At 58.8% G+C, this 14093-nt stretch carries 16 protein-coding genes; 5 read left to right on the forward strand and 11 right to left on the reverse strand.

Going from position 1 to position 14093, the window contains the following annotated elements; all coding sequences use genetic code 11:
* Positions 1 to 354, reverse strand: a 354-nt coding sequence (locus tag QZT71_RS09970) for a GSCFA domain-containing protein (protein ID WP_295915653.1), incomplete at its 3' end; no start/stop codon positions are given.
* Between the two features lie 33 nt (positions 355 to 387).
* On the opposite strand from QZT71_RS09970, the gene ispE reads away from it, so the two are divergent.
* Positions 388 to 1200, forward strand: coding sequence for a 4-(cytidine 5'-diphospho)-2-C-methyl-D-erythritol kinase (gene ispE, locus QZT71_RS09975; protein ID WP_295915655.1), 813 nt, complete (start codon positions 388 to 390; stop codon positions 1198 to 1200).
* A gap of 10 nt (positions 1201 to 1210) precedes the next feature.
* On the opposite strand, the gene QZT71_RS09980 is transcribed toward ispE, so the two are convergent.
* From QZT71_RS09980 to QZT71_RS09990, 3 genes are all read right to left on the reverse strand, one after another.
* A complete protein-coding gene (locus QZT71_RS09980) occupies positions 1211 to 2269 on the reverse strand; it encodes a DUF3667 domain-containing protein (RefSeq protein ID WP_295915657.1) in 1059 nt (352 codons plus the stop codon).
* A 63-nt stretch (positions 2270 to 2332) separates the two neighbouring features.
* Positions 2333 to 2542, reverse strand: coding sequence for a hypothetical protein (locus tag QZT71_RS09985; RefSeq protein WP_295915658.1), 210 nt, complete (start codon positions 2540 to 2542; stop codon positions 2333 to 2335).
* 103 nt (positions 2543 to 2645) lie between these two features.
* Positions 2646 to 3098 carry an RpiB/LacA/LacB family sugar-phosphate isomerase gene (locus QZT71_RS09990; RefSeq protein ID WP_295915659.1) on the reverse strand — a complete coding sequence of 151 codons (453 nt, stop codon included), beginning with the start codon at positions 3096 to 3098 and terminating at the stop codon, positions 2646 to 2648.
* A gap of 102 nt (positions 3099 to 3200) precedes the next feature.
* Here QZT71_RS09990 and QZT71_RS09995 point away from each other — a divergent pair, with 102 nt between their 5' ends.
* A complete protein-coding gene (locus tag QZT71_RS09995; RefSeq protein WP_295915661.1) occupies positions 3201 to 3596 on the forward strand; it encodes a YbaN family protein in 396 nt (131 codons plus the stop codon).
* 81 nt (positions 3597 to 3677) lie between these two features.
* Here the strand turns inward: QZT71_RS09995 and QZT71_RS10000 are convergent, their stop codons facing one another.
* From QZT71_RS10000 to typA, 3 genes are all read right to left on the reverse strand, one after another.
* Complete coding sequence (locus QZT71_RS10000) at positions 3678 to 4283, reverse strand: DUF4377 domain-containing protein (protein ID WP_295915663.1); 606 nt, start codon at positions 4281 to 4283, stop codon at positions 3678 to 3680.
* A 104-nt stretch (positions 4284 to 4387) separates the two neighbouring features.
* On the reverse strand, positions 4388 to 4705 hold the full coding sequence (locus QZT71_RS10005) for a hypothetical protein (protein WP_295915665.1): 318 nt from the start codon (positions 4703 to 4705) through the stop codon (positions 4388 to 4390).
* Positions 4706 to 4729: 24 nt separating this feature from the next.
* Positions 4730 to 6532 carry a translational GTPase TypA gene (gene typA, locus QZT71_RS10010; protein ID WP_295915666.1) on the reverse strand — a complete coding sequence of 601 codons (1803 nt, stop codon included), beginning with the start codon at positions 6530 to 6532 and terminating at the stop codon, positions 4730 to 4732.
* 83 nt (positions 6533 to 6615) lie between these two features.
* Between typA and aroB the strand changes: the two genes are divergently transcribed.
* Positions 6616 to 7632 carry a 3-dehydroquinate synthase gene (aroB, locus tag QZT71_RS10015; RefSeq protein ID WP_295915668.1) on the forward strand — a complete coding sequence of 339 codons (1017 nt, stop codon included), beginning with the start codon at positions 6616 to 6618 and terminating at the stop codon, positions 7630 to 7632.
* 96 nt (positions 7633 to 7728) lie between these two features.
* Here the strand turns inward: aroB and QZT71_RS10020 are convergent, their stop codons facing one another.
* The 4 genes from QZT71_RS10020 to QZT71_RS10035 form a co-directional block, all read right to left on the reverse strand.
* Entirely contained in the window at positions 7729 to 9009 is a 1281-nt protein-coding gene (locus tag QZT71_RS10020; RefSeq protein ID WP_295915669.1) for a malic enzyme-like NAD(P)-binding protein, read from the reverse strand.
* Positions 9010 to 9081: 72 nt separating this feature from the next.
* Positions 9082 to 9849: a hypothetical protein gene (locus QZT71_RS10025; protein WP_295915671.1), complete on the reverse strand. Its 768-nt coding sequence runs from the start codon at positions 9847 to 9849 to the stop codon at positions 9082 to 9084.
* Positions 9850 to 9976: 127 nt separating this feature from the next.
* Entirely contained in the window at positions 9977 to 10984 is a 1008-nt protein-coding gene (gene ruvB, locus QZT71_RS10030) for a Holliday junction branch migration DNA helicase RuvB (protein ID WP_295915673.1), read from the reverse strand.
* Positions 10985 to 11084: 100 nt separating this feature from the next.
* Complete coding sequence (locus QZT71_RS10035; RefSeq protein ID WP_295915674.1) at positions 11085 to 11777, reverse strand: NigD-like C-terminal domain-containing protein; 693 nt, start codon at positions 11775 to 11777, stop codon at positions 11085 to 11087.
* Between the two features lie 139 nt (positions 11778 to 11916).
* Here QZT71_RS10035 and QZT71_RS10040 point away from each other — a divergent pair, with 139 nt between their 5' ends.
* Together QZT71_RS10040 and QZT71_RS10045 are read left to right on the forward strand one after the other, a co-directional pair.
* On the forward strand, positions 11917 to 12465 hold the full coding sequence (locus QZT71_RS10040) for a sigma-70 family RNA polymerase sigma factor (RefSeq protein WP_295915678.1): 549 nt from the start codon (positions 11917 to 11919) through the stop codon (positions 12463 to 12465).
* A 4-nt stretch (positions 12466 to 12469) separates the two neighbouring features.
* Positions 12470 to 13786 (forward strand): outer membrane beta-barrel protein, encoded by a 1317-nt coding sequence (locus tag QZT71_RS10045; RefSeq protein WP_295915676.1) that lies wholly within the window; start codon positions 12470 to 12472, stop codon positions 13784 to 13786.
* Positions 13787 to 14093: the final 307 nt, after the last annotated feature.

The following is a 14093-nucleotide window of genomic DNA, read 5'->3' on the forward strand; positions in this document are numbered from 1 at the left end:
GGCCCTGCGCAGCGCCTCGCTGCCGGCTTTGCGCGCGGCGTTCATCCCGGCCAGCGCCTCGTCGGCCGCAGGTGCCGAGAAAGCGCCGTGGAATCCGTAATGGAACCACACCTCGCCGTCGGAGTTCAGCTCCGACTGTCGCACGGGTGCCCCGTCCGCATAGCTGCGGAGTGCGGCGGCGATGGAGAGCGGGTTGAACAGGATGCCCGTGGGGTTTGTCACGATGCGGAATTTAGCCTCGGCCAGCCGTCCGGCGATGTGCTCGGCGAAGCAGGAGCCGAGGGCCAGGATGCGGTTTTCGTAGCCGGTTTTCGTCCCGAGGGGCGCAATCTCGATTTCGGTACGGAATTTCATACTGCAAAAGTACAAATTTTATATCTTTGCCGCATGATCCTGCATGCAAACTGTAAAATAAATCTGGGGCTGGATGTCCTGCGCCGCCGTACGGACGGTTACCACGAACTCGAAACGGTGATGTTTCCCGTACGGGAGCTGTACGACGTGGTGGAGGTGGTGCGCACGGCGGAGCCCGGCGTGCGGTTCCGGGCCGAAGGCCTGGCGCTGGACTGTGCTCCCGGGGAGAATATATGCCTCAAGGCTTTCCGCCTGATGCAGGCGCGCTACGGTGTGGACGGGGTGGCAGTCCGCCTCGACAAGCGGGTGCCGTTCGGTGCCGGGCTCGGGGGCGGTTCGTCCGACGGAACGGCGGTATTGCTGGCCCTCGACGAACTGTTCGGCCTGCGGCTCGCAGAGGCGGAGCTGATTGCCCTTGCGGCGGAGCTGGGCAGCGATACGGCGTTTTTCGTGCGCAATACCCCGCAGCTCTGCACGGGGCGCGGCGAGGTGATGGAGCCGTATGCACCCGGCCTGGAGGGCATGACGCTCGTTATACTGAAACCCGCCGGGGGCGTTTCGACGCGCGAGGCTTATGCCGGGGTGCGTCCGCATGTGCCGGCGGTGCCGCTTGCGGAGCGTCTGCGGCGTCCCGTCGCCGAATGGCAGGGGGTGGTGACCAACGATTTCGAACCCCATATTTTTGCCGCGCATCCGGCCATCCGCGAAGCCCGCGACCGGCTGCTCGGGGCAGGCGCCCTTTACGCTTCGATGTCGGGCAGCGGCTCGGCGGTTTTCGGGCTTTTCGACGCGGCCGAAAAAGCCGGGAGCCTGCGCCGGCAGACTCCCTTTATCTTCGCATTGTAACGTAATTTTTTCAGGATTCGGCGGTCGTGGGCGGTGCCGCCTGTTGCGGCGCGGGGGCTTCCGTGCCGTCCGCGTCCCTTTCCGGTACCTTTTTATCCTCTTCGAGTTCTCCGCCAAGCGTATTTTCCGGATCCGTGTCCGCAGTGTCCGCTTTCACGTCGTCCGTGTCGTTCTCCCAGAATGCGTCTGCAATTCCGGTCAGGATGTCGTTCAGTACGCCTTCCTGCTCGTGCAAACCTGCGGCTGTCTGCTCTTTTTTCCGGAAGTTGAACTCCTCCTTGAATTTTTCGGGGGCGAGCAGGTAATAGCTCCCGAGCGCGAGGAGCAGCATTGCGAGCGCTATGATAAAGGCGTAGACGTATTGCAGGCAGATGGCGAGCAGCGTGCGCAGCAGGGCGCCTTTCTTTTTCAGCCCGAAGAGTTTCCAGAATACGAAGGCCGCATAGATGAAGACGGGCAGGGTCTGCATGTAAAAGGAGCTGTACCAAGGAATCAGCAGTTCGGCGGGGAGCGCGAGAATCATTAGCGTGATTTCGAAAACCGACAGGAAAATGCCGATGTAGAGGTACTCCACGTATTTGAGGTCGGAACGCCTGCGGAATACGGTTTTCATCGCAAAGGCATAGAACGGCAGCATCAGCAGCATGTTCGCCGCCGGATGGAGCGTGGCGTAGTCGTAGTAGGAGAGGAGCATCCACAGGAACATGTTCTGCTCCTCTCCGGCTTTGGGCGTGAACTCCTTGCCCACCAGCGCGAAGACAATGGCATAGAAGGTCGAGAGCATGAGCAGAATCGCCACGGGATTGAAATACTTGCGGCGGTGCCCCTGGAGAAATTCCGAGATGGAAACGTAGGGGCGGCACAGGATTGCCAGCCATGTCAGCACGGCGCCCTTGCGCATGTTGATGCCCCGCAGCCCGTAGGCTTCGTCGCCGATGAAAGTCGAGCAGGCGCTGTCGGCGAGCGAGGCCCACGTCAGCCGGTCGGTCGTCGTCCGCTGTCCGCATGCCGGGCAGTAGTTGTTGTCGATTTCGTGTCCGCAGTTGCGGCAGAGCTGGTGTTTGGACATGTCGGGTCGTTCAGGTTGTCGTTGCGATTCCGGAAAGGATGCCGGAGAGGAAAAGTATCGCGATTAATGCCGGTGTCGCCACCGTGTTCCCCGTACGCCGCAGCGTTCGGCGGAGCCTTCTTCGCCGCCGAGTCCCCCGCCGATGAACGCCGACATCGTGCCCTCACGGAGCACGCTCCACGAAAGACGTGCCTCTCCCCGGCGCTGGCCGCAGCGCGGGCAATAGGGGGCGTCGACCTTACCGCCGCAGTTGGGACAAAGATATTTCTCCATTTACAATCGTTTGGGGCGTGTGGCCGGCAGCCTGGCATTGCCGGCAGCCGTATGGTAAAACATCGGGCGCGGAGCAATCCGCGCCCGATGCCGTATTGCGGTCTTATTCGCCGGCGGCGCCGCACGGAACGGTCATCTTCTCGATGCGCCGCTCGTGTCGTCCGCCCTCGAACCGGGCCGAGAAATAGGTGTCGAGCATCGCTACGGCCTCGTCGTTGGTGATGAAGCGGGCCGGGAGCACGATGATGTTGGCGTTGTTGTGGCGGCGGATGAGCGATGCGATTTCGGGCTCCCACGCCAGTCCGGCACGGATGCCCTGGTGCTTGTTGAGGGTCATGGTCATGCCCTCGCCCGAACCGCAGAGCGCGATGCCGCGTTCGAATTCGCCCTTCTCGATCGCTTCGGCCAGCGGATGCGCATAGTCGGCATAGTCGGCGCTTTCGGGCGAAGAGGTGCCGAAATCGTGGACTTCGTAGCCCATGGCGTCGAGGTAGCCTACCAGGAATTCTTTCATTTCATAGCCTGCGTGGTCGCTGGCAATACCTATTTTTGTCATCGTATTTTGTTTTTATATTGTTTTTAGGTTCTGATTTACAAAGATAAGGAAAAATTACGGTCGCTGTGCTTCCGGCTTCCGAATTTGTGCTATTTTTGCTCCATGAAATTTTTCCTCGTCGCATCAGGCTGTATTTCGTTCGTGCTGGGTGTCATCGGTATTTTCGTGCCGCTGCTGCCTACAACACCGTTCCTGCTGCTTGCGGCAGCCCTTTGGGTGCGCTCCTCGCCCCGCCTTTACGGCTGGCTGCTCGCGCATCCCTGTTTCGGCGAATACGTTCGCAACTTCCGCGAAAACCGGGCCATACCGCTCCGTGCGAAAATCATTTCGCTGTCGCTCATGTGGGGCACGATGCTCTACTGTATATTTTGGCTGCTTACCGGATGGTGGTGGGCGCAGGCGCTGCTGCTGGCCGTCGCCATCGGGGTGACGTGGCATATCCTTTCGTTCGCTACGCTGAAGAAAAACGGGTCCGGCGCCCCGGATCGGCCGGAATGAAAGCCGGGGAGCTTTTTATCGAGCTTCCCGGCATCCGAACATACAAAAGCCGCCCCGGGAATTCGGGGCGGCTTTTACGAATTAATTCTCTCCGGGCTCTTTGCCGAGCAGTTCGAGCAGCGAGTACCGTACCGTGAAATAACCTCCGGGGCTCTCGGGCGACGGTACGACCGAAGTGCCTATCGACAGTCTGTAGGTGTATCCCGGTTCGTAGTCGAACCCCTCGATGGGGAACGGCCACGGCTGCCATTCGTTGATCCCCGCTTCGGGGAAACGCACGCCCAGATATAACCTTTCGTAGTAGGAAACCGGGGTCGGAGCGACCTCCATCGTGAAGGTGGGGTGGGCGGGAATGACCGAATGCGCGGGTATTTTCGAAATCTGCTCCAGCAGGGTATAGCGGATGGAAGAGCCGTCCTGCGGCGGATCGGACAACTGTTCGGCTTTGACGCGCAGTTGGTATTCGTATCCCTGTTCGTAGGTAAATCCCTCGATGCCCTCGTAATGCCGCCGCCACGAGGTGTCGTTTCCCGTTTTGTAAAGCAGTACCGGTTGCAGGGTGTGGGGCCCGTGGGCGATGCCCAGTTCCGAAGCTATGGTCCATTCCTGTATCTTGAATTGGTCGTCCTTGTCGCAGGCGCTGAACAAAAGACCCGACAACAGGAGCGTCAGTATGTATTTTTTCATCGTTTTCCGAATATTTTCTTTTTAATAAACGCAGGAAACGCCTGATACTGCATGCGGTATACAAAAAAAACAGGCCGGAGCCTGTTTTTGTGCGTGGTTTCGCGTCAGGAGAGGTATTTCTCGGCCACGCTAATCAGGAAGCCCAGCAGCAGCGCGTTCATCAGGATCATCGGGATGGCCTTGCGCTCCTTGCCCGAGAAGGTCAGTACGACGGGAATGGCCATCATCAGCGTGACGCCCATGCCGTCGGCCCACCAGGGCAGGTAGGGCAGGTCGCTGTAAAAAATGATAATCGTTGCGAAAAAATAGGTGCAGAACGCCGACAGGCACGAGCGCACAGACAGTTTCTGTGCAATCATCGGAATGACGTCGAGCGCTCCGGCAACGGCGCCTACGGCCAGCGAAAGGGTGAAATGATCCATTTTCGAGAGGGCTTTGGGGGATGTTTACTTCGAAGCGCGTTTACGGTCGACCTCGTGCAGGAGGATTTTCCGCAGGCGCATGGAATGCGGGGTAACCTCGACGTATTCGTCGGCCTGGATGTATTCGAGCGCCTCTTCCAGCGTAAAGACTTTCGGCGGGGCAATCGAGGTTTTGTCGTCCGAGCCGGAAGCGCGCATGTTGGTGAGCTGCTTGGCCTTGGTGACGTTGACCGTGATGTCGTTCTGGCGGGTGTGCTCGCCGATGACCTGTCCTTCGTACACCTGTTCCATCGGGCTGATGAAGAACCGTCCGCGATCCTGCAGCTTGTCAATCGAGTAGGCGTAGGCCGTGCCGGTTTCGCCCGAGATGATCGAGCCGTTGACGCGCATCTCGATTTCGCCGACCCACGGTTCGAAATCTTTCAGGCGGTGGGTCATAATCGCCTCGCCGGCCGTGGCCGTCAGCATGTTCGAGCGCAGGCCGATGATGCCGCGCGAGGGGATGTCGAATTCCAGGCGCGTGCGGTCGCCGTTCGAAGCCATGTTTTTGAGCGTGCCCTTGCGTTTGGTGGCCATTTCGATGACCGTTCCCGAATACTCCTCGGGGCAGTCTACGGTCAACTCCTCGATCGGCTCGCATTTTCTGCCGTCGATCTCCTTGACGATGACGCGGGGCTGGCCTACCTGCAGTTCGTATCCCTCGCGGCGCATGGTTTCAATCAGCACCGAGAGGTGCAGCACGCCGCGGCCGAAGACGTTGAAACTGTCGGCCGAGGGGCCGGGCGTGACGCGCAGCGCCAGGTTTTTCTCCAGCTCGCGGTCGAGGCGCTCCTTGATGTGGCGCGAGGTGACGAATTTGCCGTCCTTGCCGAAAAACGGCGAGTTGTTGATGGTGAAGAGCATCGACATCGTCGGTTCGTCGATGGCGATGGGTGGCAGCGGCTCGGGGTTCTCGTAGTCGCAGATCGTGTCGCCGATTTCGAAACCGTCGATACCCGTGATGGCGCATATCTCGCCGCAGGGGACTTCGTCGACTTTCTTTTTGCCGAGCCCCTCGAAAATCATCAGTTCCTTGATTTTCGTTTTCTGCATCGTCACGCCGTCGCGCTTGGCCAGCGTGACGTTTTGTCCCGCCTTGAGCGATCCGCGCGTCACCTTGCCGACGGCGATACGGCCCGTGTAGGCCGAATATTCGAGCGACGTGATGAGCATCTGGGGCGTGCCCCCGACCGTTGCGGGCTCGGGGATTTCGTCGATGATGGCGTCGAGCAGCGGAACGAGCGAATCGGTCGGTTCGTTCCATTTATGCGACATCCAGCCCTGTTTGGCCGAGCCGTAGATGGTCTTGTAGTCGAGCTGCTCTTCGGTGGCGTCGAGCGTGAACATCAAATCGAAAACCTGCTCGTTGACCACTTCGGGACGGCAGTTGGGTTTGTCGACCTTGTTGACGACCACAATCGGCTTTTTGCCCAGCGCCAGCGCTTTCTGCAAGACGAAACGGGTTTGGGGCATGGTGCCCTCGAATGCGTCGACCAGCAGCAGTACGCCGTCGCACATGTTCAGCACGCGCTCGACCTCGCCGCCGAAGTCGGCGTGGCCCGGGGTGTCGATGATGTTGATTTTATAGTCCTTGTAAATTACCGAAACGTTTTTCGAGAGAATCGTGATGCCGCGTTCGCGCTCGAGGTCGTTGTTGTCGAGGATCAGCTCGCCGGTTTGCTTGGCGTTGTCGCGCAGGATGTTGCCGGCCAGGATCATCTTGTCTACGAGCGTGGTTTTGCCGTGGTCCACGTGTGCAATAATTGCAATATTGCGTAGTTTTTGCATGTGAATAGATTTTGTGGTGCAAAGGTAACAATTTCTCGGGAAAATATACTAAATTTGTTCGCTTCTTAAAAAAGTTTAATATTATGAAACCCTCTTTCAACGTCCGGCAGCAAAGCGAGATTTACATCGGGCCTGCATCCGACATCCTGTCGGGGGTGCTTCCCGAAGGACGGGTGGTCATCGTTTCCGACGCCACGATCGACCGTCTTTACCATCCCATGCTGGCATCCTACGATACGGTGCTCATCGGCAGCGGCGAAAGTATCAAAACATTGCAGACCGTCGAAACCATTTACCGCCGTTTTATCGAACTGGGCGTCGACCGCTCGACGTTCGTGCTGGCCGTCGGCGGCGGCATCGTCACCGACGTTGCGGGTTTTGCGGCTGCGACCTACATGCGCGGCCTGGAATTCGGGTTCATCTCTACGACCCTGCTGGGGCAGGTCGACGCCAGTGTGGGCGGCAAGAACGGCGTGAATGTCGACGGATACAAGAATATGGCAGGAACCTTTACGCAGCCGAAGTTCGTAATCTGCGACCCCGAAATGCTGCGCACGCTCTCCGACCGGGAATTCCGCGCCGGACTGGCCGAAGTGGTCAAGTCGGCCATCATCGCCGATGCGGATCTTTTCTCGCGTATCGAAGCGGCGACTTTCGAAGCCCTGCGCACCGACACGGATTTGCTTACGGATGCCGTGTCGGCCTCGATTCGCGTCAAGGCCGACATCGTCGAGCGCGACGAGCGCGAGTCCGGTGACCGCCGCAAGCTCAATCTCGGGCATACGCTGGCGCATGCCATCGAAAAGTGTTCGAACCGCATGAACCACGGCGAAGCGGTCGCTGTGGGTACGGCGCTGATTTCCGATGCCGCGGTGAAGCTCGGGATGCTGCAGCCGGCCGACCGCGACCGCATTGCGGGCGTTCTCGGGGGACTGGGCTTCGACCTTACGCCGCCGGTCGATGTGAAGCGCCTGCTCAAAGAGGTCGGCAAGGACAAGAAGAACGAAGACGGCATGCTGCGTATCGTGCTGCCTGTCGGGATAGGCGACTGCGAGGTGCGGACGATGTCGCACGACGAGTTTTCGGCACTGTTTGCGTAACATCCTTTGCCGTCGGTTGTCCGGCGGCAGGTGGTGAATATATGAAAGGCCCCGCCATTTTTGGCGGGGCCTTTCATATGGTTTGCGGAGGTGTTTTTACACCTCGGTCATGGCACGCAGTTTTTCGATGTAGGCGTCCCAGTCCGTAATCGGGTGTTTCGCGACGCCCGATTCGATTGCCGCCCGTGCTACGGCAGGTGCCACGGTGCAGAGCAGGCGCGGGTCGAAGGGCTTGGGAATGAGGTAGTCCCGGCCGAATTCGAGTTTGTCGAGTGCATAGGTGCGCAATACCATGGTCGGTACGGGTTCCTGTGCCAGGTCGGCCAGCGCATGTGCTGCGGCGAGTTTCATCGCATCGTTGATTTTCGTGGCGCGCACGTCGAGCGCCCCGCGGAAAATATAGGGGAAGCCCAGTACGTTGTTCACCTGGTTGGGGTAGTCCGAGCGGCCCGTGGCGAAAATGATGTCGGGACGCGATACGATGGCTTTGTCGTAGGCGATTTCGGGATCGGGATTGGCCAGCGCCATGACAATCGGGTTGTCGGCCATCGTGCGCAGCATTTCGGGCGTGAGCACATCGGCTTTCGAAACCCCGAGGAAGAGGTCGGCGCCGTGCAGGGCCTCGGCCAGCGTCGTGATGCGGCGTGTCGTGGCGAATTCGCGCTTGGTTTCGTTGATGTCCGTGCGGTAGGTGGTCACGACACCCTGGCTGTCGCAGAAAATCATGTTTTCGCGCCGGATGCCCACGGCGATGAAAAGCCGTGCGCAGGCAATGGCTGCAGCTCCGGCGCCGTTGACCACGACACGGAGTTTGTCGAGCTGTTTGCCTGCGATTTTGACGCTGTTGAGCAGTGCGGCGGTCGAGATGACGGCCGTGCCGTGCTGGTCGTCGTGCATCACCGGAATGTCCAGTTCTTCGCTCAACCGGCGGTCGATTTCGAAGCATTCCGGTGCCTTGATGTCTTCCAGGTTGATGCCCCCGAAGGTCGGGGCGATGGCTTTCACCGTGCGGATGAATGCCTCCGGATCGGTTTCATCGACCTCGATGTCGAAGGCGTCGAGGTCAGCGAAAGTTTTGAACAGCATGCTTTTACCTTCCATGACGGGCTTGCCTGCCAGAGCTCCTATATTGCCCAGTCCGAGTACGGCGGTGCCGTTCGAGATGACCGCTATCAGATTGCCCTTGTTCGTGTAGCGGTACACGTCGTCGGGGTTGGCTTCGATTTCGCGGCAGGGCGCTGCGACGCCGGGCGAGTAAGCCAGCGACAGGTCTTGCTGCGTGTGGTAGGGTTTGGTCGGTACGACCGCAATTTTCCCGGGTCGGCCTTCGCTGTGATAGCGCAGTGCCTCCTGATCCATTTTCTTACCTTTGCTCATTATCCTAACTGTTTGGTTTGCGTCCAAAGGACACAACGTTTGTAGTCCTGCAATTATTGCGCCCCGAAGGGGTCAGAAATAAAAGCGTATTCCGCCCCCGATTTGGAAACGGAAAATTCCGACCAGGTTCAGTTCGCCTCCGTCGTCCACATCCGGCGAATCGACGATCAGCCATTGCCCGCCGACATTTACGCCGAGCCCGAGGTAGCGGGTCAGCATATATTCGACCGATGCCGATTCGTGAATCCCGACGCCGCCCCTGCTGCCAGACAGGTCGCCGTAGCTCCGGATGTAACGGCCGTAGCCGATGCCCGCACTCTCGCGGAAAAGCCATCGCCGTCCCGCCCGCTGCCGAGCGACGAATTCGGGGGCGATGTAATGGAGCCGGCTCGTGCGTTCGATTCCATTGCGCTCCGCCGAGATGAAGCCGCCCGAGTAGACGATTCCGACGCCGAATCCCCGCCGCGACGTCCAGTTGTAGCCGGCGCTGATGTCGAAGCCCTCGTTCAGCGAACCGGACGAACTCTCTGCGAGGTAGATCGTGGAGAGAATCGCCGTATAGCCGGCATTGGCGAAGAAGGTGTGCTGCGAACGGCCCCGCAGAGCCAGGTGCTGCATCCGTTTGGTCGGGGGCCGGAGGGTCGGCGATGCCGGGTTGCCGGCTGTCGGGGAGCTCTTTTCGGCCGTGGCCCCGGCCGCCCCGCCGGTCATGGCAGTCGGTTGCGGAGCCGGAAGCTCCTCTGCGGGAGTGCCTGCCCGAAGCGGCATGGCTTTGCCAGCAGCCAGCAGCATGAGCAGTGTGCAGCAGCACGACAGGGTATGTAAACGATAGCGGGTCATGGTGTATCGGATTTTATTTCCATCTTCATTCGAATTGGTAAAGCCGGACTCTTCCGTAAAACCGATACGGGCGATACCTGCTCGGTCGGTGTTTGTTGCCTGGTACGAATGGGGCCGGCGACGGGGGTCAGAACAGCAGCGTTTCGGGGCTTCCGGGCGGGGTGAAACCCATGTGTTTGTACGCCAGTTCCGTGGCTTCGCGGCCCCGGGGCGTGCGTTTGAGGAATCCCTCCTTGATAAGGAACGGTTCGTAGACCTCTTCGATCGTCCCGGCGTCTTCACCCACGGCCGTCGCGATGGTATTCAGCCCCACGGGGCCGCCGCTGAACTTTCCGATGATCGTCCCCAGGATTCGGTTGTCCATCTGGTCGAGGCCGCGCGAGTCGATGTTGAGCGCCGCAAGTCCGATTTTCGTGATGTCGAGGTCGATATGCCCTTCGCCCTTGACCATGGCGAAGTCGCGCACGCGGCGCAGCAGGGCGTTGGCGATACGGGGCGTGCCGCGCGAGCGCAGCGCCACCTCGTGGGCCGCGTCGTCGTCAATCGAAACGTCGAGGATGCGCGCCGAGCGTTTGACGATGCCCGCAAGCACCGGGGCGTCGTAATATTCCAGGTGGCACTGGATGCCGAAACGGGCCCGCAGGGGCGAGGTCAGCAGTCCGCTGCGTGTGGTGGCGCCGATGAGCGTGAACGGCGCCAGTTCAATCTGTATGGAGCGTGCCGAAGGGCCTTTGTCGAGTACGATGTCGATTTTGTAATCCTCCATCGCCGAATAGAGGTACTCTTCGACGATCGGGCTCAACCGGTGAATTTCGTCGATGAAAAGCACGTCGCCCGGGTTGAGGTTCGTCAGCAGGCCGGCCAAGTCGCCCGGCTTGTCCAGCACGGGGCCCGAAGTGACGCGCAGCTGCGCATTCATTTCGTTGGCGATGATGTTGGCCAGGGTCGTCTTGCCCAGTCCCGGAGGGCCGTGCAGCAGCACGTGATCCAACGAGTCGCCGCGCATGAGCGCCGCCTTGATGAAAATGCGGAGGTTGTCGACAATCTTGTCCTGCCCGGAGAAAGTTTCCAACTCCTGCGGACGGATCTTGTTTTCGAATTCGAGATCGCTCTCTGTGTTGCGTACGATAGACATATTTGCAAAGATAGCGATTTTGTCCTGTTTTGCCGCAGCCGGACGAAAAAAAATCCGGCCCGCGGGGCGTGCGGGCCGGAACTACAACCGGAAAGGGCGGTTACCGCTCTTTCGGCAGGTCTATTTTTATGTATTTCACCCCGTTCAGGCGGGTGTGGACACGCAGGATGATGCCCTCTTTGTCTTTGAGCAACTCCTCGAAGGCGTCCAGTTTGAACGAAACGTAGCGATCTTCGTAATTGTAGCGTCCCTCGTCGCCGTTGGCATCGCGGCGGAATTCCATGTTGACGTATCCCTCTCTCTTGTTGTCGGGGTCTATTTCCGCATCGGGGAAATAGACGAGTTTGAACGTATGTTTCGAAAGGTCGGAGGCGTTGAATCCGACGCCCAGGTTGAGGTAGTTGCTGTTGAGCCTCGAACCGAGGAAACTGGTCGGGGCGTCGGCAAGTTCGTCGAGTTCCTCCTGGCTGGCGACGGTCTGTGTCTCACCCGAATAGATGTCTTGAACGAGGTAGAGGGCGATGTTGTAATCATAACTTTCTACGGGCGTTTTCTGCAGGTTGAAGTAGATGATTGCGCGTTCGTCTTCTTCGGCCTGATAGGCTCCTATGCGGCTTTTGTCGCCCGGGTAGGCGGTTTTGCCGTCGTCGAGGACAAAATAATAGTCGTTGTTTTCGAGCGTTTTGACAGTGGCGAATGCCCAGCTGCGGGGATAATCCCCGTCCGAGTCGCTACACGAAGTGAAACCGATGGCAGTGAATGCCGCGAGAATAAATAATCCGAATCTTTTCATATTTTTATACTATTTTTGCGTTATCTTTCACCGATAAAACGTGAAACGGAAGGGAATACTGCATGCGTGATAAAAATTTTTAAATCGCATGCAGTCTTTTGGTGCCGATGCCATTTATATAGTGAACGCAAATATGGAAATGGAGGAACAGATACTGGCCGAGGGGTGCAGAAAGGGGGATAATACGGCCCGCCGTGAGCTGTATGACCGCTATGCCGGCCGCCTGTTGGCTGTATGCCTCCGGTATTCGGGCGACCGGGCTACGGCCGAGGACCTGATGCACGATGCGTTCCTGAAGATTTACGGGGCTTTCGACCGTTTTTCGTACCGCGGACCGGGTTCTTTGCGTGCATGGATGGAACGTATCACGGTAAACGTGGCGCTCGAATGGCTTCGGAGCCGCAACAAGCTGAACTTTATGACCCTCGACGAGGGGCGTTCGCTGCCCGACGTTCCGGAGCCCGACCCGTCGGAGGTCGCCCGTATTCCGCGCGACGTACTGATGGAGTTCGTCGGCGAACTGCCGGAGGGATACCGGACGGTGTTCAACCTTTACTGCATCGAGGGGTATTCGCACCGCGATATCGCCCGGATGCTCGGAATCAACGAAAAGAGCTCCTCGTCGCAGTTGTTTCGCGCCCGGGCGCTGCTGGCCCGAAGAATCGGAGCCTATATGAAGATACATTAGAGTTATGAAACAGGATAAAGACTGGACTGAAGTAATGCGGAGCGCACTCCGGGATGCCGAGGCAACGCCTCCGGCCGACGGATGGGCGCGACTGGAGCGGGAGTTGAATGCACCTGCGCCCCGGGTCTTCGTATTGCGCAAATATTGGCCGCGGATTGCTGCCGCTGCTGCTGCCGTGCTGATTTTCGTCGGTGGTGGGGAACTCCTGCTGCATGAGAATCGAGATTTAGGGGATAAAGGGTTTGTTATTGCAACGGCAACGGACAGCGGCAGCTCTGCTGCGGACAACCGGGACCAGTCCGGGGAGGGGAAAGGAACCTTCGGGGAATCGGTGCGTGCGGTCATTCTGTCGCGGGAGGCTGTGAGTGCCGCGACGCTTCCGGGCGCGGAGCCCCGGGTTCGGGTTGTGGAAGCCGTAGCCCGTCCGCGAAATATGCTCGCTGCGGCGGATGTGCCGGAGATGACGCCGGAAGTGGCGGCAGATGCTGCGCCGGTGCGTGCGGCGGACGCCGGCGAGGCGAATTCCATTGCGGAAAAACAGCCCGGAAAACAAGGGGAAACGGTTGCCGGAACACGTTCGGCGAATACGGATAAAAACAATGCGGGAACAGTTGCGCAGGCCCGTAAATACCCGTCGATGTCCTCCTATGCCGGGGACGAGCTGGCGGTCTATGCGAAGCCCAGGCGCAGCAAAACTTCGTTTTCGCTCTTCGCGGCGGGCGGTGTGACCGGCTCGGACGGGGTGGTTTCGGCCCTCGGTCCCGGCATGATGACCTCCGGCCTGCTGGAAAACGACTTCGTCAGCGGTGAATTCAACAGCAGCCCCGTAGCCCAGCTTAAGTACACGTATAACGACTACTCGTACCGGCACCACCAGCCTTTGAGTTTCGGACTCTCGGTGCGCAAGGAGTTCGCGCACGGACTGTCGCTCGAAAGCGGCGTCAATTACACGCTGCTCTGGTCGGACGCGAGCCTGAAGTCGAGCGATGACGACATAAGCCAGAAACTGCATTTTATCGGGGTGCCCCTGCGTATGAACTGGCAGTTCCTCGAGGCCAAGCGGTTCTCTTTATATATAGGTGCCGGCGGTATGGTCGAAAAGTGCGTTGCTGCCAAGTTCGGTTCGAAGTCCATCGACGAGCCCGGCGTGCAGTGGTCGGTGCTCGGTGCGGCCGGTGCGCAGTATGACCTGGGCAACCGGGTGGGACTTTATTTCGAACCCGAGGTTTCGTATTATTTCACCGAAACGGAACTGCGTACGTCGCGTACCGAATCGCCGCTCTCCCTGACATTGCGGCTGGGCGTGCGCCTCTCTTTCTGATGTCCCGAAAATAACTCCGAAGTGCCTCTGCGGCACGCAATACGGCTTTGGAATGTCCGTACCGGCAGCGGTACGGATACCTTGTACGTTGCCCTCCGACGTGCTTATGCGGTGTCCGAATCTGTTATAAAATAGCTTAAATATGCTATTTTTTATTGCCTAATGGAAATTTGTTGTTATTTTTGTTGAATAAAAGATTGTGACAGGAGTTGAATAAAAAAACACAAGCGCGACAATCTGCGCACTTGTGCTTTGTAGTCCCGACGGGACTAAAGGAAATGTTATCTTATGAAATCATCGAGATAAC

The sequence above is a fragment of the uncultured Alistipes sp. genome (assembly GCF_902388705.1).
Classification (GTDB): Bacteria; Bacteroidota; Bacteroidia; order Bacteroidales; family Rikenellaceae; genus Alistipes.

Bases quoted from the DNA above. Each gene is read 5' to 3' on its own strand.
- ispE (WP_295915655.1), top strand. From the start codon at position 388: ATGATCCTGCATGCAAACTGTAAAATAAATCTGGGGCTGGATGTCCTG.
- QZT71_RS09980 (WP_295915657.1), bottom strand. From the start codon at position 2,269: ATGTCCAAACACCAGCTCTGCCGCAACTGCGGACACGAAATCGACAAC.
- QZT71_RS09985 (WP_295915658.1), bottom strand. From the start codon at position 2,542: ATGGAGAAATATCTTTGTCCCAACTGCGGCGGTAAGGTCGACGCCCCC.
- QZT71_RS09990 (WP_295915659.1), bottom strand. From the start codon at position 3,098: ATGACAAAAATAGGTATTGCCAGCGACCACGCAGGCTATGAAATGAAA.
- QZT71_RS09995 (WP_295915661.1), top strand. From the start codon at position 3,201: ATGAAATTTTTCCTCGTCGCATCAGGCTGTATTTCGTTCGTGCTGGGT.
- QZT71_RS10000 (WP_295915663.1), bottom strand. From the start codon at position 4,283: ATGAAAAAATACATACTGACGCTCCTGTTGTCGGGTCTTTTGTTCAGC.
- QZT71_RS10005 (WP_295915665.1), bottom strand. From the start codon at position 4,705: ATGGATCATTTCACCCTTTCGCTGGCCGTAGGCGCCGTTGCCGGAGCG.
- typA (WP_295915666.1), bottom strand. From the start codon at position 6,532: ATGCAAAAACTACGCAATATTGCAATTATTGCACACGTGGACCACGGC.
- aroB (WP_295915668.1), top strand. From the start codon at position 6,616: ATGAAACCCTCTTTCAACGTCCGGCAGCAAAGCGAGATTTACATCGGG.
- QZT71_RS10020 (WP_295915669.1), bottom strand. From the start codon at position 9,009: ATGAGCAAAGGTAAGAAAATGGATCAGGAGGCACTGCGCTATCACAGC.
- QZT71_RS10025 (WP_295915671.1), bottom strand. From the start codon at position 9,849: ATGACCCGCTATCGTTTACATACCCTGTCGTGCTGCTGCACACTGCTC.
- ruvB (WP_295915673.1), bottom strand. From the start codon at position 10,984: ATGTCTATCGTACGCAACACAGAGAGCGATCTCGAATTCGAAAACAAG.
- QZT71_RS10035 (WP_295915674.1), bottom strand. From the start codon at position 11,777: ATGAAAAGATTCGGATTATTTATTCTCGCGGCATTCACTGCCATCGGT.
- QZT71_RS10040 (WP_295915678.1), top strand. From the start codon at position 11,917: ATGGAGGAACAGATACTGGCCGAGGGGTGCAGAAAGGGGGATAATACG.
- QZT71_RS10045 (WP_295915676.1), top strand. From the start codon at position 12,470: ATGAAACAGGATAAAGACTGGACTGAAGTAATGCGGAGCGCACTCCGG.